The sequence below is a fragment of the Halorubrum sp. LN27 genome (assembly GCF_016635065.1).
In the GTDB taxonomy this organism is placed as follows: domain Archaea; phylum Halobacteriota; class Halobacteria; order Halobacteriales; family Haloferacaceae; genus Halorubrum; species Halorubrum salipaludis.
In genome coordinates this window covers 872339-895178 of sequence record NZ_JAEPET010000001.1, presented here as the reverse complement: position 1 = coordinate 895178, position 22840 = coordinate 872339, and the positions used below count along the sequence as shown (strand labels likewise).

27 protein-coding genes are annotated in these 22840 nt (G+C 69.8%); 17 read left to right on the top strand and 10 right to left on the bottom strand.

Features of this window, described 5'->3' with window-relative positions; all coding sequences use genetic code 11:
- The first annotated feature begins 533 nt into the window (after window positions 1-533).
- From aglM to JIN95_RS04415, 7 genes are all read left to right on the top strand, one after another.
- A complete protein-coding gene (gene aglM, locus JIN95_RS04445) occupies window positions 534-1838 on the top strand; it encodes a UDP-glucose 6-dehydrogenase AglM (protein ID WP_200530619.1) in 1305 nt (434 codons plus the stop codon).
- 57 nt (window positions 1839-1895) lie between these two features.
- Window positions 1896-2108 (top strand): hypothetical protein, encoded by a 213-nt coding sequence (locus JIN95_RS04440; RefSeq protein ID WP_200530618.1) that lies wholly within the window; start codon window positions 1896-1898, stop codon window positions 2106-2108.
- A gap of 67 nt (window positions 2109-2175) precedes the next feature.
- Window positions 2176-2451 (top strand): hypothetical protein, encoded by a 276-nt coding sequence (locus tag JIN95_RS04435; protein ID WP_095636713.1) that lies wholly within the window; start codon window positions 2176-2178, stop codon window positions 2449-2451.
- Window positions 2448-2888: a PIN domain-containing protein gene (locus tag JIN95_RS04430; protein WP_200530617.1), complete on the top strand. Its 441-nt coding sequence runs from the start codon at window positions 2448-2450 to the stop codon at window positions 2886-2888. Before JIN95_RS04435 ends, JIN95_RS04430 begins: the two co-directional genes overlap by 4 nt.
- Before the next feature lie 90 nt (window positions 2889-2978).
- Entirely contained in the window at window positions 2979-3902 is a 924-nt protein-coding gene (locus JIN95_RS04425; protein ID WP_200530616.1) for an NAD-dependent epimerase/dehydratase family protein, read from the top strand.
- Between the two features lie 133 nt (window positions 3903-4035).
- Window positions 4036-4323 carry a hypothetical protein gene (locus JIN95_RS04420; RefSeq protein WP_095636710.1) on the top strand — a complete coding sequence of 96 codons (288 nt, stop codon included), beginning with the start codon at window positions 4036-4038 and terminating at the stop codon, window positions 4321-4323.
- A gap of 106 nt (window positions 4324-4429) precedes the next feature.
- Complete coding sequence (locus JIN95_RS04415; RefSeq protein ID WP_198951528.1) at window positions 4430-4585, top strand: AbrB/MazE/SpoVT family DNA-binding domain-containing protein; 156 nt, start codon at window positions 4430-4432, stop codon at window positions 4583-4585.
- A gap of 35 nt (window positions 4586-4620) precedes the next feature.
- Here JIN95_RS04415 and JIN95_RS04410 read toward each other — a convergent pair whose 3' ends face one another.
- On the bottom strand, window positions 4621-5316 hold the full coding sequence (locus JIN95_RS04410) for a nucleotidyltransferase family protein (protein WP_200530615.1): 696 nt from the start codon (window positions 5314-5316) through the stop codon (window positions 4621-4623).
- 59 nt (window positions 5317-5375) lie between these two features.
- Here JIN95_RS04410 and JIN95_RS04405 point away from each other — a divergent pair, with 59 nt between their 5' ends.
- Window positions 5376-6140, top strand: coding sequence for an XdhC family protein (locus JIN95_RS04405; RefSeq protein ID WP_200530614.1), 765 nt, complete (start codon window positions 5376-5378; stop codon window positions 6138-6140).
- 50 nt (window positions 6141-6190) lie between these two features.
- Here the strand turns inward: JIN95_RS04405 and JIN95_RS04400 are convergent, their stop codons facing one another.
- Window positions 6191-7162, bottom strand: a complete 972-nt coding sequence (locus tag JIN95_RS04400; RefSeq protein WP_200530613.1) for a phosphoadenosine phosphosulfate reductase family protein — start codon at window positions 7160-7162, stop codon at window positions 6191-6193.
- A gap of 184 nt (window positions 7163-7346) precedes the next feature.
- Here JIN95_RS04400 and JIN95_RS04395 point away from each other — a divergent pair, with 184 nt between their 5' ends.
- Window positions 7347-8693, top strand: a complete 1347-nt coding sequence (locus JIN95_RS04395) for an alkaline phosphatase family protein (protein WP_200530612.1) — start codon at window positions 7347-7349, stop codon at window positions 8691-8693.
- 49 nt (window positions 8694-8742) lie between these two features.
- On the opposite strand, the gene JIN95_RS16475 is transcribed toward JIN95_RS04395, so the two are convergent.
- The 3 genes from JIN95_RS16475 to JIN95_RS04380 all read right to left on the bottom strand — a co-directional run bounded on the left by JIN95_RS16475 (window position 8743) and on the right by JIN95_RS04380 (window position 12232).
- Complete coding sequence (locus tag JIN95_RS16475; RefSeq protein WP_200530611.1) at window positions 8743-10143, bottom strand: PQQ-binding-like beta-propeller repeat protein; 1401 nt, start codon at window positions 10141-10143, stop codon at window positions 8743-8745.
- Window positions 10140-11240, bottom strand: a complete 1101-nt coding sequence (locus tag JIN95_RS04385) for a M48 family metalloprotease (protein WP_200530610.1) — start codon at window positions 11238-11240, stop codon at window positions 10140-10142. The genes JIN95_RS16475 and JIN95_RS04385 overlap by 4 nt, the downstream gene beginning before the upstream one ends.
- 104 nt (window positions 11241-11344) lie before the next feature.
- Window positions 11345-12232 (bottom strand): hypothetical protein, encoded by an 888-nt coding sequence (locus tag JIN95_RS04380; protein WP_200530609.1) that lies wholly within the window; start codon window positions 12230-12232, stop codon window positions 11345-11347.
- 78 nt (window positions 12233-12310) lie between these two features.
- Here JIN95_RS04380 and JIN95_RS04375 point away from each other — a divergent pair, with 78 nt between their 5' ends.
- The 3 genes from JIN95_RS04375 (at window position 12311) to JIN95_RS04365 (ending at window position 14184) form a co-directional block, all read left to right on the top strand.
- Window positions 12311-12901 carry a TIGR04206 family protein gene (locus tag JIN95_RS04375; protein ID WP_200530608.1) on the top strand — a complete coding sequence of 197 codons (591 nt, stop codon included), beginning with the start codon at window positions 12311-12313 and terminating at the stop codon, window positions 12899-12901.
- A 122-nt stretch (window positions 12902-13023) separates the two neighbouring features.
- Entirely contained in the window at window positions 13024-13923 is a 900-nt protein-coding gene (locus JIN95_RS04370; protein ID WP_200530607.1) for a ZIP family metal transporter, read from the top strand.
- Between the two features lie 51 nt (window positions 13924-13974).
- On the top strand, window positions 13975-14184 hold the full coding sequence (locus JIN95_RS04365) for a hypothetical protein (RefSeq protein WP_200530606.1): 210 nt from the start codon (window positions 13975-13977) through the stop codon (window positions 14182-14184).
- Between the two features lie 39 nt (window positions 14185-14223).
- On the opposite strand, the gene aroC is transcribed toward JIN95_RS04365, so the two are convergent.
- A complete protein-coding gene (gene aroC, locus JIN95_RS04360) occupies window positions 14224-15411 on the bottom strand; it encodes a chorismate synthase (protein WP_095636696.1) in 1188 nt (395 codons plus the stop codon).
- 105 nt (window positions 15412-15516) lie between these two features.
- Here aroC and JIN95_RS04355 point away from each other — a divergent pair, with 105 nt between their 5' ends.
- From JIN95_RS04355 to JIN95_RS04335, 5 genes are all read left to right on the top strand, one after another.
- The gene (locus JIN95_RS04355; protein WP_200530605.1) at window positions 15517-15738 is read left to right on the top strand and encodes a hypothetical protein; all 222 of its coding nucleotides are present in this window, start codon (window positions 15517-15519) and stop codon (window positions 15736-15738) included.
- Between the two features lie 137 nt (window positions 15739-15875).
- Entirely contained in the window at window positions 15876-16655 is a 780-nt protein-coding gene (locus JIN95_RS04350) for an enoyl-CoA hydratase-related protein (RefSeq protein ID WP_200530604.1), read from the top strand.
- A gap of 90 nt (window positions 16656-16745) precedes the next feature.
- Window positions 16746-17315 carry a hypoxanthine/guanine phosphoribosyltransferase gene (hpt, locus tag JIN95_RS04345; protein WP_095636693.1) on the top strand — a complete coding sequence of 190 codons (570 nt, stop codon included), beginning with the start codon at window positions 16746-16748 and terminating at the stop codon, window positions 17313-17315.
- Window positions 17316-18043: 728 nt separating this feature from the next.
- On the top strand, window positions 18044-18658 hold the full coding sequence (gene cmk / locus JIN95_RS04340; protein WP_095636692.1) for a (d)CMP kinase: 615 nt from the start codon (window positions 18044-18046) through the stop codon (window positions 18656-18658).
- Window positions 18659-18800: 142 nt separating this feature from the next.
- Window positions 18801-19544 carry a ThuA domain-containing protein gene (locus tag JIN95_RS04335; RefSeq protein WP_200530603.1) on the top strand — a complete coding sequence of 248 codons (744 nt, stop codon included), beginning with the start codon at window positions 18801-18803 and terminating at the stop codon, window positions 19542-19544.
- Window positions 19545-19565: 21 nt separating this feature from the next.
- On the opposite strand, the gene JIN95_RS04330 is transcribed toward JIN95_RS04335, so the two are convergent.
- The 4 genes from JIN95_RS04330 to JIN95_RS04315 all read right to left on the bottom strand — a co-directional run bounded on the left by JIN95_RS04330 (window position 19566) and on the right by JIN95_RS04315 (window position 22805).
- Window positions 19566-20390: a PHP domain-containing protein gene (locus JIN95_RS04330; protein ID WP_200530602.1), complete on the bottom strand. Its 825-nt coding sequence runs from the start codon at window positions 20388-20390 to the stop codon at window positions 19566-19568.
- Between the two features lie 106 nt (window positions 20391-20496).
- The gene (locus JIN95_RS04325; RefSeq protein ID WP_200530601.1) at window positions 20497-21669 is read right to left on the bottom strand and encodes an MFS transporter; all 1173 of its coding nucleotides are present in this window, start codon (window positions 21667-21669) and stop codon (window positions 20497-20499) included.
- 87 nt (window positions 21670-21756) lie between these two features.
- A complete protein-coding gene (locus JIN95_RS04320) occupies window positions 21757-22398 on the bottom strand; it encodes an MOSC domain-containing protein (RefSeq protein WP_200530600.1) in 642 nt (213 codons plus the stop codon).
- On the bottom strand, window positions 22395-22805 hold the full coding sequence (locus JIN95_RS04315) for a hypothetical protein (RefSeq protein WP_095636687.1): 411 nt from the start codon (window positions 22803-22805) through the stop codon (window positions 22395-22397). The genes JIN95_RS04320 and JIN95_RS04315 overlap by 4 nt, the downstream gene beginning before the upstream one ends.
- Between the last annotated feature and the right edge of the window lie 35 nt (window positions 22806-22840).

Sequence of the window (22840 nt, the reverse complement as noted above, 5' to 3'; positions counted from 1 at the left end):
GAGGGCAAGCGCACAAGAGCACAAGCGCACAAGAGCACAAGCTCACAAGAGCACAAGCTCACAAGAGCACAAGCTCACAAGAGCACAAGAGCACAAGCTCACAAGAGCACAAGAGCACAAGCTCACAAGAGCACAAGAGCACAAGCTCACAAGAGCACAAGAGCACAAGCTCACAAGCGCACAAGAGCACAAGCTCACAAGCGCACAAGAGCACAAGCGCACAAGCGCACAAGCTCACAAGCGCACAAGCGCACAAGCTCACAAGCGCACAAGCGCACAAGCTCACAAGCGCACAAGAGCACAAGCGCACAAGAGCACAAGCTCACAAGCGCACAAGCTCACAAGCGCACAAGCGCACAAGCTCACAAGAACAGACGAAATGAGGGGTGTGGTTCCAGCGAGATGAACCCACCCCCGGCCTCCAGAGACGAGAACAGACGAAACGAGGGGTGTGCGAGCAACACGAAAACGCTGCGAAACGCGTACTCCCGATCAGACGTTTCTTGTCGTACACCCCCGAACGAGACATCAATATGCGCCTGTCTATCATCGGGAGCGGCTACGTCGGCACGACCGTCGCGGCGTGTTTCGCGGATCTGGGCCACGAGGTCGTCAACATCGACATCGACGAGGGAATCGTCGAGACGATCAACGCCGGGGACGCACCCATCCACGAGGAGGGGCTCGACGAGCTCGTCGCCGACCACGCCGGCCCCGAGGGAACGGGTCGCCTCAGAGCCACCACGGACTACGCGGCGGTCCTCGACACCGACGTGACGTTCCTCTGTCTGCCGACGCCCCAGAACGACGACGGCAGCATCGATCTCTCGATCATGGAGGCGGGCGCGACCCAGTTGGGAGAGGTCCTCGCCGACAAGCCGGACTGGCACACGGTCGTCGTCAAGAGCACGGTCGTTCCCGGCTCCACCGAGGACGCCATTACCCCCATTCTGGAAGCCGAAAGCGGCAAGACCGCCGGGGAGGCGTTCGGCGTCGGCATGAACCCGGAGTTCCTCCGCGAGGGGACCGCCGTAAGCGACTTCCTGAACCCGGACAAGGTCGTGCTCGGCGCCGACGACGAGCGCGCGCTCGCCGACATGCACGAGGTGTTCGAGCCGCTCGTTTCCCGCGCCGACGCACCGGTCGTCGAGACCGACACCCGCACGGCGGAGATGATCAAGTACGCCAACAACGCCTTCCTCGCGGCGAAGATCAGCCTGATCAACGACCTCGGAAATATCTGCAAGGAGTTCGGGATCGACTCGTACGAGGTCGCCGACGCGATCGGCTTAGACGACCGTATCGGCGAGCAGTTCCTCCGGAGCGGCGTCGGCTGGGGTGGGAGTTGTTTTCCGAAAGATGTCTCTGCAATTATCCATGCGGCTGAGGAACAGGGCTACGACCCGGCGGTCCTCAACGCGGCGGTCGCGGTCAACGACCGCCAGCCGGGCCGCTTGGTCGATCTCCTCGCGGACCACGTCGCCCTCGACGGCGCTCGGATCGCCGTGCTCGGGCTCGCGTTCAAGCCGGGGACGGACGACATGCGCAACTCCCGGGCGATCCCCGTCATCGAGGCGCTCCAGGCGCGCGGCGCGACGGTGACTGCCTACGACCCGGTCGCGACGGAGAACGCGCGCGACTACCTTGACGACGTGACGTACGCCGACTCGGCCGCGGCGGCGCTGGACGGCGCCGACGGCGCGGTCGTCGTCACGGACTGGGACGAGTTCGCCGCGCTCGACGATGCGTTCGACAACATGGCCGATCCCGTCGTCGTCGACGGCCGACGGATCATCGAGCGTCGCGACGGCATCACCTACGAGGGGCTGACCTGGTAGCGTCCTCGCCGCCCTCGGATCAGACCGCGTGAAACTCTTCGAGCACCGATTCCGGAAATGAGTTCGTGTACGAGACAGACTCCGTCGGCACACGGCGTCTCGAACTCGCGTGTTCGAGGGGTTGACGACGAGTACGTCCTCCGGTCGGTCGTCCGCGCGCTTCGAGACGGCTATCCGCGCATCGAATACCGGTTCGCTGCACCGGATTTCGGAAACGACGCCGCCGTCGATCGGGCACAGGTCGAGACCGACGCGATCGACAACGTTTGAGTGTGAGTACGAGGCGACACCTATGTCGGTAGAAAGATTAACCACGTCGTAAGAACAACTAGTACGTATGTCGACGGCCGTGAAAATGGACGACGAGGCCAAATCAAAGCTCGAAGAGCTTCAGGCGGAGATTCGGCTGAAGACCGGCAAGAAAGTCACACAACAGGAACTCCTGTCGGAGCTGATCGAAACGGTCGTCGACTCCCGATCCGAGTTCATCGACTCGTTCCGAGACGGGAGTTTAGAGCTGAGTGAGGAAGAAATCGAACGGTTCAACGAGGGGCGGATCGCTTCGGGGACCGAAACTGACGAAGAAGACATCGACGAGATCCTCTACGGATGAGCGTGTTCGTCGATACGGGCGTGTTCTACGCGCATCACGACACCGACGCGAGTCGCCACGACGTGGGCTCCGAGGCGCTGAACAGCGTTCTCACGTCGTCGGAGTACGGCCACATAATGACGAGCGACTACGTCTACGACGAGGTCGTCACGCTCACACACCGTCGAACCGGCGACATCGACGCCGGCCTTGAGGTCGGACGGCGCATTCGCGGCGAGGGGTACCCCTCTGCGATCGAACTTCTCCACGCGTCGCCGTCGCTGTTCGATCGCGCCGTGGCAGTCCACCGGAGGTACGCCGAACACGAACTCAGTTTCACCGACGCGATGACCGTCGCACACGCCGAGCACCACGACATCGATCGGGTGTTGAGTTTCGACGATGATTTCGACGGTGTCGTCGATCGTCTCGCGCCGGAGACGGCGGCGTCTCGATGAGTTCTGCGATCGCTTGGCGGGGCCAGTTGGAGCGAAGCGAACACGGGACGAACCGAAGCGCTAAACCCACTGCTCCGGGGACACTCGCCCATGCAGGGTCAGCGCGTCCTCGTGACGGGCGGTGCAGGGTTCATCGGGTCGAACCTCGCGAACCGGCTCGCAGCGGACAACGACGTGATCGCGGTCGACGACACGTACCTCGGCACGGCCGAGAACCTCGACGACGAGGTGGAGTTCGTCGAGGCCTCCGTCGTCGACGACGACTTCCCGGTCGACGTCGACGTCGTCTTCCACCTCGCCGCGCTCTCCTCGCGGAACATGCACGAGTCGGACCCCCAACGCGGCTGTCGCGTCAACGTCGAGGGGTTCGTCAACACCGTCGAGCGCGCCCGGAAGGAAGGATGTGAAACGGTCGTCTACGCCTCCACCTCCTCGATCTACGGGAGTCGCACCGAGCCCTCGCCCGAGAGCATGGACGTGGAGGCGCACACCGCCTACGAGGCCTCGAAACTGGCCCGCGAGCGCTACGCCGAGTACTACGCCAACCACTACGACATGCACGTGGCGGGGCTCCGCTTCTTCTCGGTGTACCAAGGGTTCGGCGGCAACGAGGAACACAAAGGCGAGTACGCGAACACGGTCGCGCAGTTCGCGGACGCGATCGCCTCGGGCGAAGCCCCGGAGCTGTTCGGCGACGGCACCCAGACACGCGACTTCACGCACGTCTCGGACGTGGCCCGCGCCTGCGAGCTCGCCGCCGACCACGAGCTGACGGGCGTGTACAACGTCGGCACCCAGGAGGCCTACTCCTTCAACGAGATGGTCTCCATGATCAACGACGCACTCGGCACCGACGTCGACCCCGAGTACATCGAGTGTCCCTTCGACGGCTACGTCCACGACACCATGGCCGACTACTCGAACTTCCGCGAGGCGACCGGCTGGGAACCCGAAATCAGCTTCGAGGAGGGCGTCGAGCTCGTCTGCGAGCCGTATCTGAACGGCGGACGGTAGCGAGCGGCGCCGGCGCACCACAGGCGGCGATCAGGACGACGCACTGCGACGCGATCGCGCGGACGACAGCCGAGTCGTCGGCCGTGCGGCTTGCGAACATATATATATCTCCCCCGGTCGTGTTACAATTATCATGTGTCGGGAGATGACCCGAGAGCCCGCCTGGGTGTCGGCGATCCGACTGGCGATGCTCACGGGACGGGTCACCGTTCCGGGCGTCGTCGAGGAGGCGAACCTGATCGAGGGGCGCGAACGCACAGTCGAGGACGTTTTAGAGACGATGTGCGACCGCGACCTCCTCGCGGCCGCCGACGACGGCGCGTACGTTCCGGGACGGGTGCTCCTCGAGTCCGACCGCTTCGATCTGGACTTCGAGAACGCCTCCGACGGCGGCGCCCACCGCTGGCACTCGTCGGTCTGAACCGGATCGGCCGCCCGACCGTCGCGGGCTCTCCGCCGGACCGCCCGCCGAACTATGGCTACTCGTAGCGAAAGCTATGTCCCTGCTACGCACGAACGACGATTTGATGGGTACGCTGACGGACACCAAAGTCTCCGAGAAGAACCTGACGACGGTCCCGAAACCGGTGCGGAACTTCCTCGACGTCGGCGCCGGCGACCGCGTCGAGTGGCACGTCGAAGACGGCAACATCGTGGTGCGGAAGGCGCCCCGCGAGGACTGACGCCGTCCCGCCCCGGAGCCGCCCGCGCGACCGGATCACCGGTCGTCGGGGAGGTCCCGCGGCTGGTCGACGTCCCGCCGGACACCCGGGTCGTCGACGGCGACGAGCGCGCTCGCGTCGCTCCCCAGCAGGATCGCTCGTCCCCCCACGTCGCCGTCGACCGCCGTGAGCCGGTCGAAGAACCGGGCGTCGAACAGCACCGGATTCCCGCGCTCCCCGTCGTGCGCGGCGGCGAGCGCGTCGCCCTCCCCGGCGGCGTACGCCGCCACCAGCGTCTCGACGGTCGCCGGCTCGACGAACGGCATGTCCCCGAGCGCGACGACCGCCGCGTCGACCGCGGGCTCGTCCCCACTGCCGCCCGACAGCGCCTCGATCCCCGCGCGCAGCGACGCCGACTGCCCGGCCGCGTACGCGTCGTTCTCGACCGTTTCGATCGGGAGGTCGGAAAGCGCCGCTCGGACTCGCGGGGCCTCGTGGCCGACGACCGCGACGATCCGTGCCAGGCCGGCCGCCGCGAGCGTCCGCGCCGCGCGGCGGACGACCGGCTCGCCGTCGACCGTCGCGAGGAGCTTGTTCGCGTCGCCGAAGCGGCTGCTCGTGCCGGCCGCGAGGAGCACGCCCCCCACCCGGTCGGGATCTCTCCCGCTTTCCCTCTCCGGGAGCGAGCCGCCGGGACCGGCGTCGTCCGCCTCGAACGGCGGTCTCGCGGTCGGGAGCCCGTCGTCGGTCATCCTCGACGACGGGGTAGGGGACGACCTCGACCGCGTCGCCGGCCGACAGCGCCGACTCCGTGAGGACGACAGGACCGGACGGGCTCGGCGAACGCGCCTACTACCGCCCCGACGAGGGGCGACTGACGCTTCCGGACGGGTCGCCCGCGGCCGACTGGCCGGCGGACGCGCTGGCCGGTCCGGCCGCGGACCTCGCCGAGCGCGGCGCCGCGGACGTCGTTCGGGTCGAGGGGGCCGACGGCCGAACGCTCGAGGTGTTCGTCGACGAGATCGCCGCCCCCGACGACCTGGTCGTCTTCGGGACCGGCCACGACGTCGGCCCGGTCGTGGAGTTCGCCGAGCGGAACGACTTCCGGGTCACCGTGGTCGGCTTCCGCGGCGCCGTCGACCTCGCGGAGCGGTTCCCCGAGGCCCACCGGACCGTGACGACCTCGCCGGGGGCGCTCGACGAGGCGCTCGACGTCGACGAGCGAACGCACGCGGTCGTGATGACGCACAACTTCGTCGACGACCGGATCGCCGTCGAGGCGCTGCTGCGGTCGCCCGCGCCGTACGTCGGGCTGATGGGCCCGCGTGAGCGGTTCGAGGAGATGCTGGCGGCGTTCGACGAGGAGGGGACGACGTTCGACGAGTCGGCGCTCGACTCGCTGTACACGCCGATCGGTCTCGACTTGGGCGGCGGATCGCCGTATCAGATCGCCCACAGCATCGTCGGCGAGGTGCTCGCCGTCAGCAACGGCCGGGCGCCGAGACACCTCCGCGAGCGGGAGGGCCACATCCACGACCGCGTGGACGTGGACGCGCCGCCGTCGCCGGAGCCGTAACGGGGGAACGCGAAAAGGGGTCGGTCAGCGGGCTCGGTCGATCCCGTCGATCACATGTAGCCGAGGTCGCGCAGGCGCTCCATCAGGTCCTCCTTGTCCTGGGCGCGGCCGGCGCGCTCGGTCGTGTCTTCGAGGTTCTGGAGCCACGCGGGCTCCTCGGTCGTCTTCTCCGTGCTCACTTCGCTGCCGAGCGAGCGGAACCCGGCGAAGTACTTCGGCGAGATCGGCACGTCCTCCTGCGTGACGCCCTCGGGGAGGTCGTCGTCGGCCTGCGGGACGTACCCCTCGTCGGGGAACGCGTCGACGGTGTCGGGGACGACGTAGTTCCAGAAGGCGTCCCACACGTCGGCCTCGGCGAACTGCAGGATGGGCTGGATGCGGTCGTGCGGCGGGAACAGGTCGGGGTCGTGACGCGGCGAGAAGAACGTCTCGTCGGCCCGCGCCTCTTGTTCGTCCCAGCGGACGCCCGAAATCACGCCGTCGATGTCGTGTTCCTCGAGGGCGTTGTTGAGCGCGACCGTCTTCAGCAGGTGGTTCCCGACGTAGGTGTCGAGCAGGAACGGGAACGTGTCCTCCTCGAACTCGAGGATGTCGCGGATGTGGTGCTGGTTCTGCTCGTTCAGCGCCGAGACCGGGATGTCGTCGCCCGGCTCCAGCCCGTGTTCGTCGACGTACGCGCCCACGTCCTCGTTGCGGGCGTACACCAGCTCGATGTCCCACTCGTCGGCCCAGCGCTCGACGAAGTCGGTGATCGAGTCGAAGTGCTGGAAGTGGTCGATGAAGACGGCGGTCGGCTTCTCGTAGCCGAACTCCTCGGCGACCTGGTTGATGAAGTACAGCGTGAGCGTGGAGTCTTTCCCGCCCGTCCACATCACGGCCGGGTTGTCGTACTGCTCTAACCCGCGGCGGGTGACCTCGATCGCCTTCTCGATTTTGTGCTGTAGCGACGGGTAGTCCGCCGGGTCCTCGCCCTCGCCGTCGGCGTAGTCGACGTCGACGCTCGCCGGGAAGTTCTCGGTCATACGCCGGATATGTCTCCGCCGAGGGGAATAGGCCTTCTGAATCGGTGCCGCTTGCCAGCGCGCCGGAACGCCGGCGCGATTCGCCGCGAAACGGGGGCGATGGTGTGGTTCGCCGCGGAACGCGGATCGCGGCATGACTCGCCAGAACGCAAGGGATATGTCGACTCGAAGTCACTCCACGGCCATGGGACTGTTCGACCGGCTGCGCGGCGGCGGCGACGAGCGCGTGGTCTTTCTCGGCGTCGACGGCGTACCGTACGACCTCGTGCAGGATCACCCCGACGTCTTCGAGAACCTGACCGACATCGCCGAGACGGGCTCGGCGGGGCGGCTGGAGAGCATCGTGCCGCCCGAGTCGAGCGCCTGCTGGCCGAGCCTCACGACCGGGGTGAACCCCGGCGCGACCGGCGTGTACGGCTTCCAGGACCGCGAGATCGGCTCCTACGAGACGTACGTGCCGATGGGCAAACACGTGTCGGCGACGCGGCTGTGGGACCGCGTCACCGACGACGGGCGCGACGCGACCGTACTCAACGTCCCCGTCACGTTCCCGCCGTCCAGCCGGATCCAGCGGCAGGTCTCTGGGTTCCTCTCGCCCGGACTCGACGCGGCCGCGAGCGACGACGCCGTCAAACAGGTCCTCGAGGACCGCGACTACCGGATCGACGTGAACGCGAAGCTCGGCCACGACGACGACAAGACCGACTTCATCGAGAACGCGCACGCGACGCTCGACGCCCGGTACGACGTGTTCACCCACTACCTCGACCAGGACGACTGGGACCTGTTCTTCGGCGTCTTCATGAGCACCGACCGGGTGAACCACTTCCTGTTCGGCGACTACGCGAACGACGGAGAGTACGCAGAGGAATTCCTCGAGTTCTACCGGACGCTCGACGAGTACATCGGCGAGATCCGCGACTCGCTCGACGACGACACGACCCTGATCGTCGCCTCGGATCACGGATTCACCGAACTGGAGTGGGAGGTGAACTGCAACCAGTTCCTCGCCGACGAGGGGTGGCTCTCGTACGACGATGAGGACCACGACTCCCTGACCGACATCGACGACGAGACCCGGGCGTACTCGCTCATTCCCGGCCGGTTCTACCTCAACCTGGAGGGCCGCGAGCCGGAGGGCGTCGTCCCCGAAGAGGAGTACGAGGCGGTGCGCGACGAGCTGCGCGCCGACCTCGAATCGCTCACCGGCCCCGACGGCCGGCAGGTGTGCAGGCGGATCGTCGACGGTGAGGACGCATTCGACGGCGCCCACACCGAGATCGCGCCCGACCTCGTGGTCATCCCCGCGGACGGGTTCGACCTGAAGTCCGGCTTCGGCGGGAAGAAGTCCGTCTTCACCGAGGGGCCGCGCAACGGGATGCACAAGTTCGAGAACTCGCTGCTCTACGCCACCGATCCCGACCTCGACGTCGACGGGTCGAACCTCTTCGACGTGACCCCGACGATCCTCGATCTCATGGACGTGGAGACCGACGACGAGTTCGACGGCGACAGCCTCCTGAACGCCTAAAGGAACGCAGACGCGTCGCCGTCGGTCACACTCGAGCTGCGACCGCCGTTTACCCCAGCACCGACCACCGTTCTCCCGGCGCCGCGTGGAACCCGTACAGCTCCCCGTCGTCGACGACGATCAGCCGACCGGCGACCGCGAACAGCTCGTCGACGGCGACGCCCTCGGGGAGGGGTGCGGTCCAGCGGTCCCCGCCGTCGGCGTCGACGGCGACGATCCGAGATTCGCTCCCCCCTCCGAAGCCGGACCCGTTCTCGGCGACGTACGCACCCTCCCGGTCGACCGCCAGCGGGCCGCCGGGGAGGTCGGACCGCTCCCACGCGAGCTCGCCCGCGCTCGCGTCGACCGACCGCACCGTCCCCCCGGTCGCGTAGTAGAGGCGGCTCCCGTCGCCGGGCGGCGCACGCGGTCGGTCCCTTGGGGACCGCTCGGGCAGCGCGAACCGACGGTCGAGGTCGCGGTCATAGCTGACGAGACGGTCGCCGGCCTCGCCGACCGCGATCGTCTCGCCGGCGACGGCGAGCCAGTCCGCCTCGGCCGAGAGCGAGCGCGCGGCCCGCCGGTCGCCGGTCGGACCGAATCGGGCGAGGACCGTTCCCCCGCCGCCCGAGCTCTCCTCCGAACCGCTCTCCTCTGAACCGCTCTCGTCGCCGGTCGCCGCGACGGCGGCCCACACGTCGTCGCCGTCGACCGCGACGCGGCCGGCTCCGCCGCCGGCTCCGCCCGGCCACGCCTCGGCGACTCGAAAGGCCCGATCGCCCGTTTCGGCGTCGAGCGCCACCAGGTCCGTTTCCGCGATCACGGCCACGAGTCGCTCGCTCGCGCGGACGCCGTCGATTCCCGGCGGGTCGGTCGTCCCGTCCGACTCGTCGGAACCGTCGGACTCGTCCAATCCGTCGGACGCGTCGGAACCGCCACCGTTCGCCGCGATCCCGTCGACCCGCCAGCGGATCTCGTCGTCCTCGGCGGCGCCGGTTCCGGTCTCGTCGCCGCCGGTCCCCCCCGTCGTCCGTCGCGTGTCGGGGTCGACCCCGGCCGCGTCGCGGTCGATCGCAGTGACTCCCCCGCCCTCGACGGGGACGAACACCGAGGAATCGGTGACCGCCGGCGGAGCGACGGCCTGCCGCTCCGTCTCCGCGTGGAGCCGGGGCGTCCCCGCCCGGTCGACCGCGGTCACGCTCGCGTTCTCTACGGTCCCCCACGTCTCGGCCTCGAAGTCGTAGGTGCGCCCCGACTGGTTCCGGACCGCGAACAGCCGGTCCGTCGTGACCGCGAACCACGTCCTCCCGGACCCGAGGATCCCCCCGTCGTCGAGTTCGGACTCCCACGCGAGGTCGCCGCCGCCAGGGCGGTAGCCGCATCCGGCGAGGGCGGCCGCGACGCCGGCGCCGGCCGCGGAGAGGAGCCGGCGCCGCGAGAGGTCGAGACGCTCTCGTGTTCCTCCCGTCACGCCGTCTCACCCGCACCCGCGCTCGCGCTCTCGCCGACCATCTCGCGGAGCCGGTCGATCCGCTCGCGGGTCGGCGGGTGGGTCTCCGGGAACACGTCGGTGCTCACGAGCTCCTTGTCGCCGAACGCGCGGCTCTCCAGGGGCGCGACGTACAGCGCCTCCGCGCCGCCGTCGAACTCGCGGAGGTCGCGCTCCGGGACCTCCGGCATCGACTCGTCGAGGGCGTCGAGCGCGCTCGCGAGCGCGGCCGGCGACCCGGTGATCTCGGCGGCCGCGCGGTCGGCGGCGTACTCGCGGTACCGCGAGAGCACGCGGTGGATCAGGACGCTGCCGCACCAGAACATCGCCGAGACGGTGAGCGTGACGAGCGCGCTCACGGTGATCACGACGATCCCGACGGCGAGCGCCCGCCCGTCGCGGTCGCCGCCCGACCCGCCGCCCGCGCCGAGGAACTGGAACAGGCCGTACAGCACGTAAAAGGCGAGCACGGCGAGGTAGTAGGTGACCGTCGGCAACACCCACGCGACGGTCATCAGGCTCGCGTCGCGGTTCTTGAGGTGGGCGAGCTCGTGGGCCAGCACGGCGTCGCGCTCGTCGTCGTCGAGCGTCTCCAACAGCGCGGTCGTGACGACGACGGTGCCGTTCTCCCGCCGCCCCACCGCGAAAGCGTTCGGGAGGTCCGTCCGCGCGACCGCCACGTCCGGCTTCGGCACGTCCGCCTGCGCCGCCAGCCGGGTGACGGCGGCGTGGAGCTCCGGGTACTCGTCCGCGGAGACCCGGCGCCCGCCGACCGAACGCACCACCGTCCGCGGGCCGTACCGGTACTGGAGCGCGAGCCCGCCGAACACGACGACCGCGAGGAAAACGGGATCGACGTAGACCTCTCCGGTGTAGGGGCGCTCGTTCGCCCACTCCAAGAGGGGGAGTCCGATCTCGTTGATCAGGATGACGAACGTGTACGCGAACGCGAACGGGAGCGCGACCACCAGCCCGGTCGCGACCGCGATCCGGAGCCGGAGCCGCTGCTCGTGGTCGAGCCGGGCGAGCCGATCGAACGGCGGGACGGACCGGAGGGTGGCGGGGATGGAGGGCGACATCGCGTGTTCGACTGCCGGGTTCGCCCCGGGATCGCTTAAGCTGTCGGGCTCGGGTGCCGCAGTCGCCTCAGTTTGCCGTGCCCCCTCATTTCTCCCCGCCCGCGTCAGTTCGCCGGACCCCCGCTGATCGACCGGTAGAACGCGACCGAGTACGTCGCGTAGAACGCCCCGGACACCCCCGTCAGGAGAATGTATCCGAGCGCGAGCGCGGCGACGACCGCGAGGGTCGGTTCGACCGAGACGAGGTCCGCGAACGGGGAGCCGGCGGGCTGTTGCGGGCCGAAGAGGAGCGATCCGGCCGCGGCCACCAGGCCGATCAGCAGACCGCCGACCGCGAGCAGCACCGTGTAGCCGAACACGCTGAGGAAGTTCGACCTGACGAGCCCCGCGCTGCGGCGGAACCCGTCGACGAGTTCGGTGTCGTCCAAGACGACGGCGTGCGCGTAAAACTGGATGAAGAAGGTGACGAGGAGATACGCCAGAATCACCCCGACGGCGACGACGCCTACGATAACGAGCAGCGCGGGGTCGAAGCCGAAGGCCGGGGCGTCGACGCCGGTGGCGGCGCCGCCGGCACCGTCCATTCCCGTGCCCGCCTCGCCGTCCATCCCGGTGGCGAACCCGCCGATGATCACGACGAGCACGCCCATGAACGCAATGAACCCGAAGACCATGTTCACCGCGAGCAGGGCGAAGTAGCCTAAGAGCAGCGGGACGTAGTTCGCCTTCCCGACCGCGACCAGCGTCCCGAGCCGCGTCTCGCCGGCGACCGCCTCGTCGGCCATGCCGAGCACCCCGCCCTGGAAGAACGGCAGGACGACGATCAGCACGCCGAACGTGACGAGCGAGATCGCCGACGCGAGCACCGGGCTGGTCGACTCCACGAGCAGGTTCGGGAGCTGGAAGAGCCCGTACAGCGCCGTGACGAGCACGAGTATCGGGTTGCGAACGATGCCGCTGACCGCCGGTCGGATCGATTGGAGGGCCGCCATGACCGATCGTTTCGCTCGGAGTACATAAATCGGGAGGGAGGCGGACGATACTTATCCGCGCCCCGCCGAGTCGACGACATGTCCGCGGCGTCCGGGTCCGAGAAGCCGAGCGCGAACCCGTCCTCGGCGAGCGACCGCAGCGGCCGTGACGATCGCCGCGGTGGCCCGGATGCCCGTCGGAGCAGCCGGACCGACCGTCTGGTCGGCTGGCTCCTCGTCGTCGGTCTCCTCGCGGTCCCGATGGCGGTGATCCCCGGTGATGACCTCACGATTGTGAGCCTCTGGGGCTTCGTCGGCGCGCCCGGATCGGACGGGGTGCTCGGCGTCGGCGGCTACCCCGTGTGGGCGTACTTCCTCGACCAGCCGCGTTCCTTCGGGTCGCTCCCGGCGTCGATACGGGCGTGGCCGCTCGCGATCGGCTTTCACCTGCTCGCCGCGGCCAGCGCGACCGCGGGGGTCGCGCTCGGGCGGGAGGACCGGCGCGTGACCGGGGGGCTCCTCGCGCTCGCCGCGGCTGCGAGCCTGTGGGTCGCCGTCGGCGTCGCGGTCCGGTTCGGCGCCGGGGCCACCGCGGGGTGGCTCGCCGTGCTCCCGGTCGGCGCGCTCGCGACGCTGGCGGTCGCCGTCGGCGTCTACGGGAGCGACCTCCGGGGGGCGGTCGAGCGCTGACCGCGGCGCCGGGCGAGGCGAATCGACACGGACCGACGCGAGCCGATGCGAGCCGACGCGAACCGAGGCGGACCGCGCCGTCGTCGGTCGGATTTATGTGGCCGTGGGGGGAATCGCGTTTCATGACGACTCTGCAGACCGTCGTGGCCGTCACCGGCGTGGCGGGGCTCGCGACGGGGCTCGGCGCGCTCCCGGTGTTCTTCCGCGCTCGCGTCACGCACCGCGTCTACGACGCGGCGCTCGGGCTCGCCGCCGGACTGATGGTCGCGGCCAGCGTCTTCGGCCTGATCATCCCCGGGATGGAGGAGGGGACGCTCGCGGCGGTGATGACGGGGCTCCTCCTCGGCGGCGTCGGTCTGCTCGCCGGGAACTACGCCATCCCCCACCTCCACGCGCAGTACCGCGAGTGGCTCCCCGAGGGCGGCGCGACGGGGGACGACGCCGCGGCGATGGAGACGGCCGGCGAGGAGGAACGGGCGGACCGCGAGCTCTCGGAGTTCGCCGGTCCCGTCGAGACCGCCGACGCCGCGGCCTCTGCCGATGCCGACGCTGACGCCGCCGAGCGGGAGGTGACGCTCCGGAAGGCGCTGCTCATCGGCGGCGCGATCACCCTCCACAACGCGCCGGAGGGGCTGGCGATCGGCGTCGCGTTCGCCTCGGGGTTAGAGGAGGTCGCGCTGGTGCTCGCGGTCGTCATCGGCCTCCAGAACGTGCCCGACGGGTTCGCCTTCGCGGTCCCGATGGCCGATACCGGGATGTCGAACCTGCGCGTGCTCTGGTACACCACGCTCTCGGGGCTGATCCCGCAGGTGGTCGCCTCCGTGTTCGGCTTCCTGCTCGTCGCGCTCGCCGCCGGGCTGTTCCCCGTCTCCTCCGGGTTCGCCGCCGGCGCGATGCTGGCGGTCGTGTTCCGGGAGCTGATCCCCTCCTCGCACGGCCACGGTCACGCCGACGCCGCGACCGGGGCGTTCCTCGTCGGCTTCGTGCTGCTCGTCGTCGTCGACGCCGTCGTGGTGGTGTGAGCCCGCGGGAGCGCCGACGCCTTTTCAGTTCGTGGCGCCCTGTCTCCGGACATGTCCACGACCGTCTCCACGCCCGACGCCGACCAGCCGTGCGCGTACTGCGGTTCGCGGATCTTCGAGCACGACCCGATCTGCGTGCGCGACTGCGACGACGGCTGCGGCGCGCCCGCCTACTTCTGTAACTACGCGTGCCTCGCGGCGCACGTCGACGAGAAGGACCTCACCGCGGGGAACGCCTGCGAGTGGTCGGCGGAGGGGTGAGCCGACCCGTGGGAGCGGTCCCGGACGGCCGACCGGTCGCTACTCGTTGTCCGGACTGCTCGGGTGGTAGTCCGTGTCGTACCGCCCCGGACTGTTGTCCACGCGGTCGGGGTTGATCCGCCCGGCGAGCAGCATGAAGTCGAGGACGGTGCAGTACAGCATCGCCTCGACGACGGGGACCGCCCGCGGCGGGAGGACGGGGTCGTGGCGCCCGACGACCTGAATCTCTTTCTCCTCGCCCGTCTCCCAGTCGGCGGAGCGCTGCTTCTTGGGGATCGAGGTGGGCGCGTGCCACGTCGCCTCGCCGTAGATCGGTTCGCCGGTCGTGATCCCGCCCTGTAGTCCACCGTGGTCGTTGCCGACCGGGACCGGGTCGCCCTCCTCGCTTGCGACGTGGTCGAACGACTCGCCGTCGTCGAACGTCCAGTCCTCGTTGCGCTCGCTGCCCGACACGTTCACGGCGTCCGTCCCGAGCCCGAACTCGACGCCGGTCGTCGCCGGGATGGAGAACATCGCCTGCCCGAGCCGGCTCGGGAAGCCGTCGAAGCGCGGGGCGCCGAGCCCGCGCGGGACGCCGCGGCATTCGAAGTAGATGGAGCCGCCGATGGAGTCGCCCGCCTCCTGGTACTCCTCGATCAGCTCCTGCATCTCGGCGGCCGCCTCGGGGTCGGCACAGCGCACGTCGTTGTCCTCGCTGTTCGCGAGGATCTGCTCGAAGGACACGTCGTCGGCCTCGACGTCGCCGATGCGGTTGACGTGGGCTTTGATCTCCACGTCGTACTCGGAGGCGTCGAGCACCTGCTCGGCGACCGCGCCGGCCGCGACCCAGTTCACCGTCTCGCGCGCCGAGGAGCGCCCGCCGCCGCCCCAGTTGCGCGTGCCGAACTTCGCGGAGTAGGTGTAGTCGCCGTGCGAGGGGCGCGGCGCGGTGACGTACGGCTCGTACTTCCCCGAGCGCGCGTCCTTGTTCTGGATCACCATGCCGATCGGCGTGCCGGTGGTGTAGCCGTCCTGCACGCCGGAGTTGACGACGACCTCGTCGGGCTCGCCCCGGGAGGTCGTGATCATCGACTGGCCCGGCTTGCGCCGGTCGAGCTGCGCCTGGATGGCCGCCTCGTCGAGCTCGACGCCGGCGGGCACGCCCGAGACCGTCACGCCCATCGCGTCGCCGTGGCTCTCGCCGTACGTCGTCACCTGGAAGAGCCGACCGAACCGGTTCCCGTTCATACGCGACCGTATGGCCGAGGGCATATAGGGGTTGCAATCCGCGCAACCAACCGACGCCTCGCCGCGACCGGAGATGGTTTATCACGGGACCGCGTTGTCGTGAGCGTGCGCGATCGACTCACCTCCGATTTCGGTGTGTACGCCCTCTCCGGGCTGTTCTCGCTGGTCGTCTTCGCGTTCGCGCTCTGGCTCCTCTCGCGGACGCTGCCGGGCGGGCTCGGCTCGCGCCAGCTCGTCGGGCTCGTCGTCGGCTACCTGCTGTTCATCGGCGCGTACGCCACCGCGTGGTACATCTACAGCGAGATCGACAGCCGCGAGGAGATCTGACGGCGCGGCTCTCTGCGGCCCGTCTCAACCGTCCCTCTCGACCGCCACCGCGGGCGGCCGCTCGACCGCCGCCGCCGCGAGCCGCCGCGGGCGGCCGCCTGCCGAACGACTTTCACGGCGGCGAGCGAGGGGCCGGTATGGCCTGGGACACGATCACGCTCGATGTCGACGCGGAGACCGACATCGCGACGCTCACCGTCGACCGACCGGACCAGCTCAACGCCCTCACCGTCGACACGCTCGAAGCGATCGAGGCGGCGCTCGCTGAGGCCGAGGCGGCCGGCGCCCGCGCGCTCGTGCTCGCCGGCGCGGGCGACGAGGCGTTCGTCGCCGGCGCGGACATCTCCTACATGGTCGAGCTGTCGACGCCGGAGGCGCAGGCGTACGCCGAGCTCGGCCACCGCGTCGCGGACGCGATCGAGTCGTTCCCGGCGCCGACGGTCGCCGCGATCGACGGCTACGCGTTCGGCGGCGGCTCGGAGCTCGCGCTCGCGTGCGACCTCCGCGTCGCGGCCGAGAGCGCCGTGATCGGACAGACCGAGATCGACCTCGGCATCATCCCCGGCTGGGGCGGGACCCAGCGGCTCTCGCGGCTGGTCGGCGACGAGACGGCCAAGCGGCTGGTCTTCCTCGGCGAGCGGGTCGACGCCGCGGAGGCGGCCGATCTCGGCCTCGTCGGCGAAGTCGTCCCCGACGAGGCGTTCGACGACCGAATCGACGAGCTGGCGGCGGCGCTGGCCGCGAAGCCCGCGTTCGCGACCCGCGCGGCGAAGGAGGCGCTCAACGCGGTCCACGACGGCAGCCAGCGGGGCGGGCTCGCCTTGGAGCGCCGGGCGTGGGCCGGCCTGTTCGGCACCCACGACCAGCGCGAGGGGATGCGGGCGTTCTTAGAGAAGCGGGAGCCGGAGTTCGAGTAGCGCGGCGGTTCCCCTCCTCGGCCCGTGCGATCGGGGTTCACGGAACCGGGGAATCGCCACGCTTTATTAATCCGCCCGAGTACCGGCGACATGGACCAGTTGCGGCAGTCGCTCCTCGACGCGCCGATCATCGAGAAAGGCGAGTACCAGTACTTCGTCCACCCGATCAGCGACGGCGTTCCCATGCTCAAACCGGAGCTCCTCCGGGAGATCGTCATCCGGATCATCCGGAAGGCCGAGCTGGAGAACGTCGACAAGATCGTCACCCCCGCGGCGATGGGGATCCACATCTCCACCGCGCTCTCGCTGATGACCGACATCCCGCTGGTCGTCATCCGCAAGCGTCAGTACGGCCTCGACGGCGAGGTCCCGCTGTTCCAGGAGACCGGCTACTCCGAGTCGGAGATGTACATCAACGACGTGGAGGAGGGCGACCGCGTGCTCGTGCTCGACGACGTGCTCTCGACGGGCGGCACGATGAAGGCGATCCTCGACGCGCTGACGAAGGAGGTCGGCGCGGACGTCGTCGACGTGGTCGCCGTGATCAAGAAGGCGGGCGAAAACGAGCTCGACCAGACCGACTACAACGTGAAGACCCTTATCAACGTCACCGTCGAGGACGGCGAGGTCGTCATCGTCGACGCGCAGGGCGACGACTGACCGGAGCTAACCCGGTCTCCCTTTCGATCCTTCGCTCTGTCCGTGGCGAGTGCCTGCTGATCGATAGCGGGAGCACGTGACTCATTGCGGTGAGTCGGTTGTTTATAAGTCGGATTGTGGTGATGCTGGCGGCTTTTATAAGTGATCGATGTGTCTGTGGTGGAGACCTGCAAAGCCCCAGGCGATCACTTATAAACGGTTAACTGGAGATCGGCGGCGAGGACCTCCAAAGCCCCAGGCGTGAGGCGCCCAGACACTCGCTGCGCTCCTCGTCACTCGTTCCACTCGTTCCTGCGGTGCTTGCATCGTCTCTGGGCGCCTCACGCCTGCCCCTTTGAGCCCCCCCGCACAGCAACCGCAGCCTCACACCTCCCCAGCCTCGGCGGCGGCTCCCGTTGGTCGCCGCCGACTCCCTCGTGCGGTCTCCTCGCGGACCTTTGGCCCGCTCGGAGGCGCACGCCACCGCGGCGTCCTTTATAAGCGATCGTCCCTGTCGCTCACGGCTGTTTAAATACTGTCTCGCCGCTATCGATCTGCAATACCCACTCCCACATTCAATCAGGGAGCAGTTTTCAGCGAGATTCGTTTCAGGAAGCGCTCAGAACGACGGATGTTCAGTGGGGCCGTTACGTCGAATTCGACGGGGACGCGCTCCGCGGTCACGCGAAGCGGACCGTCTTCGCGGGAACCGGCCCGTTTATCCGCGATCCGCCCGTGGCGGCGCACGTATGAGTGGAACCTCGGCGACGGCAGAACGGGAGATCGACCGGAACCTCTTCGTCACCGTCTCGGGGCCGCCGGGCTGCGGCGCGACGACGCTGGTGGAGGGGATCGCGGCCGCGCTCGACTGCGGCTACGTCTCCGGCGGCGAGCTGTTCCGCGAGATCGCCGCCGAGCGCGACATGAGCCTCTCGCAGCTGATCGCGAAGGCCGGCGAGTCCGAGGAGATCGACCGCGCGCTCGACAAGCGGCTCCGCCGGATCGCCGAGAAGTGGGGGACCGCGAACAAGGCGTTCGTCCTCGAGTCGCGGCTCGCCGGCTGGATCGCCGGCAACCGGGCGGACATCCGGATCTGGCTCGACGCGCCCGACGAGGTGCGCGCCGACCGCACCCTCGACCGCGAGGAGATGACCTCGGAGATGCAGGTCCGCGAGGTGATCGAAGAGCAGCGCTACCAGTCGTACTACGGGATCGATCTCTCCGACCGCTCCATCTACGACCTCGCGATCAACACGGGGCGCTGGGACGCCGAGGCGACGCTCGATCTGGCGCTCACGGCGATCGAGGGGTACGACGTGGAATCTGACGAGGGCGCGTTCGACACGCCCGATTTCGACATCTGAACGCCCCCGCTTCGACCTTCCGAGCGCCCCCGTTTCTGCCTTCCGAGCGCCCCCGTTTCTGCCTTCCGAGCGCCCCCGTTTCTGCCTTCCGAGCGCCTCGTTTCGGCCCCGCTTACAAGTCGGTCGGCCGCGGAGGGGACGCATGGCACGCGTCACGGTCTGGAACGAGTACCGTCACGAGCGGGAGAGCGACGCGGTCGCCGACGTGTACCCCGACGGGATCCACGCGGTCATCGCTGACGCCCTCCGCGAGGGCGGCCACGAGGTCCGCACCGCGACCCTCGACGAGGGGCCGGACCACGGGCTCACCGAGGCGGTGTTAGACGACACCGACGTGCTCGCGTGGTGGGGACACGCGGCGCACGACGAGGTGCGCGACGAGGTCGTCGAGCGCGTGCGCGAGCGCGTCCTCGACGGGATGGGCCTGTTGGTCCTCCACTCCGCGCACTACTCGAAGATCTTCAGGCGGCTGATGGGCACCAGCTGCTCGCTCAAGTGGCGGGAGGCCGCCGAGACGGAGCGGCTGTGGGTCGTCGAGCCGGGCCATCCGATCGCCGACGGGATCGGCGAGTACGTCGAGCTGGCGGAGGCGGAGATGTACGGCGAGCGGTTCGATATCCCCGCGCCGGACACGCTCGTGTTCACCTCTTGGTTCGCCGGCGGCGAGGTGTTCCGCTCGGGGTGCTGTTACCGCCGCGGCAACGGGCGGGTGTTCTACTTCCGCCCCGGCCACGAGACGTACCCGATCTATTACGACGACGACGTGCGGCAGGTGCTCCGGAACGCGGTCGCGTGGGCGACGCCGGGCGACGGCCCGACGCCCGAGTTCGGGAACGCCGACCCGATCGAGGGGATCGACACCGACGACGACCGGACGGTTCACTGACCGAGACCGCCCGCGCCCGGGTCACCGGTCGGCAGCGTCGGCAGTGTCGGCGGCGTCGGCGGCGTCGACGAGCTCGTCCGGCCGGACGGGGTCGAGTCCGCGCCGGTCCAGTTCGGCCTCGAGTTCGTCGAGCCGGGGCGCGATGACCCCCGGCTCGTGGCTGTCGGTGCCGACGCTGACCCGGAGCCCCGCGTCCGCGAGCCGGTCCAAGAAGGCTGGCGCCGGGTGGAACTCGCCGTAGTCGTCGAGCAGGCGTCCGGCGTTGATCTCCGGGACGGTCCGCGAGTCGCGGAACGCCTCGGCGACGGCGGCGTAGTGGTCCTCGGTCGCGAGCCCGCGGAGGTGCGGGTTGCGCTCGATCAGGTCCGGGTGCGCGGCGATCGCGAACAGATCGGAATCGATCAGCGCGACCAGCTTCTCGAAGTAGCGGTCGACGAGTTCCCGTCGCTCCGCGGCCGGCTTGTCGGCAAAGTGCGAGCGCGTGTGGACGTTCGCGCCGTCGAGGCCGTGGACGCTTCCGATCGCGTAGTCGAACCCGGCCTCGTCGAGGAAGTCGCCGATCGCCGCCTCGTGGGCGGGGTCGTAGTCCATCTCCACGGCGTCGAACACGTCGACCGCGACGTCGGGGTCCGCCCGGACCGCCTCGATCGCCTCGCGCCGGCGCTCGTAGGTCAGGTCGAGGTTGAAGCCGAGGGCGCGCTTGAACCGCTCCGCGTTCGGGTCGGGCGAGACGTTGCAGTGGTCGGCGATCCCCACCCCGTCGACGCCCGCCTCGGCGGCGGCGTCCACCATCCGGCGGAGGAACGCGCCGTCAGAGTAGTTCGAGTGGACGTGGTAGTCGTGCACGGGCCGAGTTCGGTCCGGACCGACTCGTAGTTTCGGGTCGGGTGCGAACCGTTGGCACGCGGCCTCCCCCGGCTCCCCCCGGCTCCCCCCGGCTCCCCTCCCCCGTTCAGTACCCCGTCCCGAGCGCCCGGTTCGCGACGAGCACGGCGAACGTGACTCCGAACAACACCGCCAGGATCGCGAAGGAGACGCCCCAGCCGAACAGGTCGGCCGCGAGCCCGACGCCGACGGAACCCGCGGAGCCGATCACGGTGTACACCGTGCGGACGAGCCCGAATCCGGCGCCGCGCTCCGCGTCGCCGAGCGCGTCCATGAACCGCGGGTCGATCGCCGAGAAGAAGCTCGCGCCGGAGCCGGCCAGAAGCACCGCGACCGCGACGCCGGCGAGCCCGGGGCCCAGGACGAAGGCGGCGGTCCCGACCGCGCCCGCGAGCATCGCCGCGCCGATGGCGACGTCGCGGCCCGCGCTGTCCGACAGCCGACCGAGCCCGACCTGCGCGACCGCCCGGACGACGAAGAACGCCGAGAACACCCCGGCGGCGAGCGACGGCGAGTAGCCGCGGAATTCGACGAGGAAGGTCGGGAGAAACGACATCACGCCCTGGACCACGTACGTGCCGGTCATCGCGATGAACAGCGGCAGGAGGACGCTCGGCCGCGAGAGGAGCTCGACGAGGGGCGCGAGCGCGAACCGGTCCCGCATCGGCTGGTCGGGGCGCCGAGGCTCGGTCGGGCGGACCCGCCACGCGAACAGCAGGAACACCGGCGCGCCGACCAGCGCGGCCAGCGCGACCGCGGGGCGCCAGCCGTACCGGACGCCGACCCACGCGGCGGCGACCGGCGCCACGAGCCCCGCGAGCGGCCCGCCGACCGAGTGCAGCCCGATCGCGGTCCCGAGGTCGTCGAAGGTCCGCGAGAGCAGCGTCGTCGCCACCGCGTAGTGGAGCCCGGCGACGAGCCCCAGGAGGACCGCCGCGAGCACGAACGCGAGGAAGACGGGCGCCAGCCCGAGCACCACGCTCATCGCCGCGGTCCCGCCGACGGCGACGAGGATCACACGCCGCTCGCCGAAGCGGTCCGCGAGCACGCCGCTGGGGAACTGCGCGGCGCCGTACGCCAGCCACATCCCGGAGAGCGCGACGCCGATGGCGGTGTTCGACACCGCGAAGTCGTCGACGATCAGCGGAACCACGGGGCTGATCGCCAGCCTGGCGAAGTAGGTCACCAGGAACGCGAGCATGCACAAAGACAGCACCGTGTGGCGGTACTGCCAGCTCATCCGGCCGTCACTGGCGACCAGTCGGGCCGGTTCCGGGTCAACGCTTTCGGTACCGGACAACGCCGCGAGGGGCGGTCGCGTCGACGGTCACTCTCCGTGCGAACCGAAGCGGTGCCCGTCATGTGAACCAGACCGGCGCTCGCCATGCGAACCGGAGTGGCGGTCTCCGTCGGACGAGCGCTCCCGCAGCCGGTCCGCGATCGCGGCGCCAGCGCTCCGCGGATCCGGCTCCGCGACGGCGACGGAGTCGCCGACGGCGACGCGGCCGGGCTCGATCACGTCACAGCAGAGCCCGCCTCGCTCCGCGAGGGCCGCGGCCAGCCCCTCCGCGCCCGCCAGCTCCTCGACGTGCGCACAGGGCGGTCGGCGGCGGGTCGGACGGAGCATCGCCCCGCCGACCGCGACGGTCGCGTCGAGCAGGTCGTCCATCCCGGCGCCGAACCCCTCGACGACGACGTTTCGTCGATGGCGGCCGTCGGCGAGGTCGATCCCGGTCTCCTCGCGGATCGCGTCGAGCGCCTCGGCGGCGACGAGCGTGACCGCGCAGCCGTCGAGCTGGAAGGTCCCCTCGCCGAGGCGGTACCGGTCCCCCTCGACCCCGTCGGGGCGGATCGCGACCGCGGTCCGCAGTTCGGGCGGGGCGCCGCTCTCGGCGGCGGTGACGAGCCCCCGGACGGAACCGGTCCGCGGCCCGTCGCGGTCGGCGGCGTCGCTGTCGTGGTCAGTCATCCCGCGCCTCCGAGCAGGGCCGGCCGGTCCGGTTTCAGCCACTCGCGGTGCGCGTAGTAGACGACCGCGACCGGCGGGGCGACCAGCGCGGCGACCGCGTAGAGCCACTTGAAAAGGCCGAGATCGGCGACTCCTCGCTCGGCGAGCGAGAGCGCGTCGAGGAGGACAGCCGCGGTCGCGAGCGGCGCGAGCAGGTAGCCGTGGGCGAACCCCGCGGCGGCGCCGGCCGGGGTGCCGGCCGAGAGCAGCGCCCAGTCGAGCGCGTACAGCAGGGTCCAGCCGCCGGCGGCGATCGCGAGGACGCGCAGCCACGGCCCGTCGAACCGTCGGTCGGTCGCGTCGGCGTCGCCGGCGGCTTCCGACGCGGAGCCGGCGCCGTCAGAGGCGGGTTCGGGCTGGGTGCTCACGACCGATCCCCGGCTCCGGACGGTACTCAACGTTC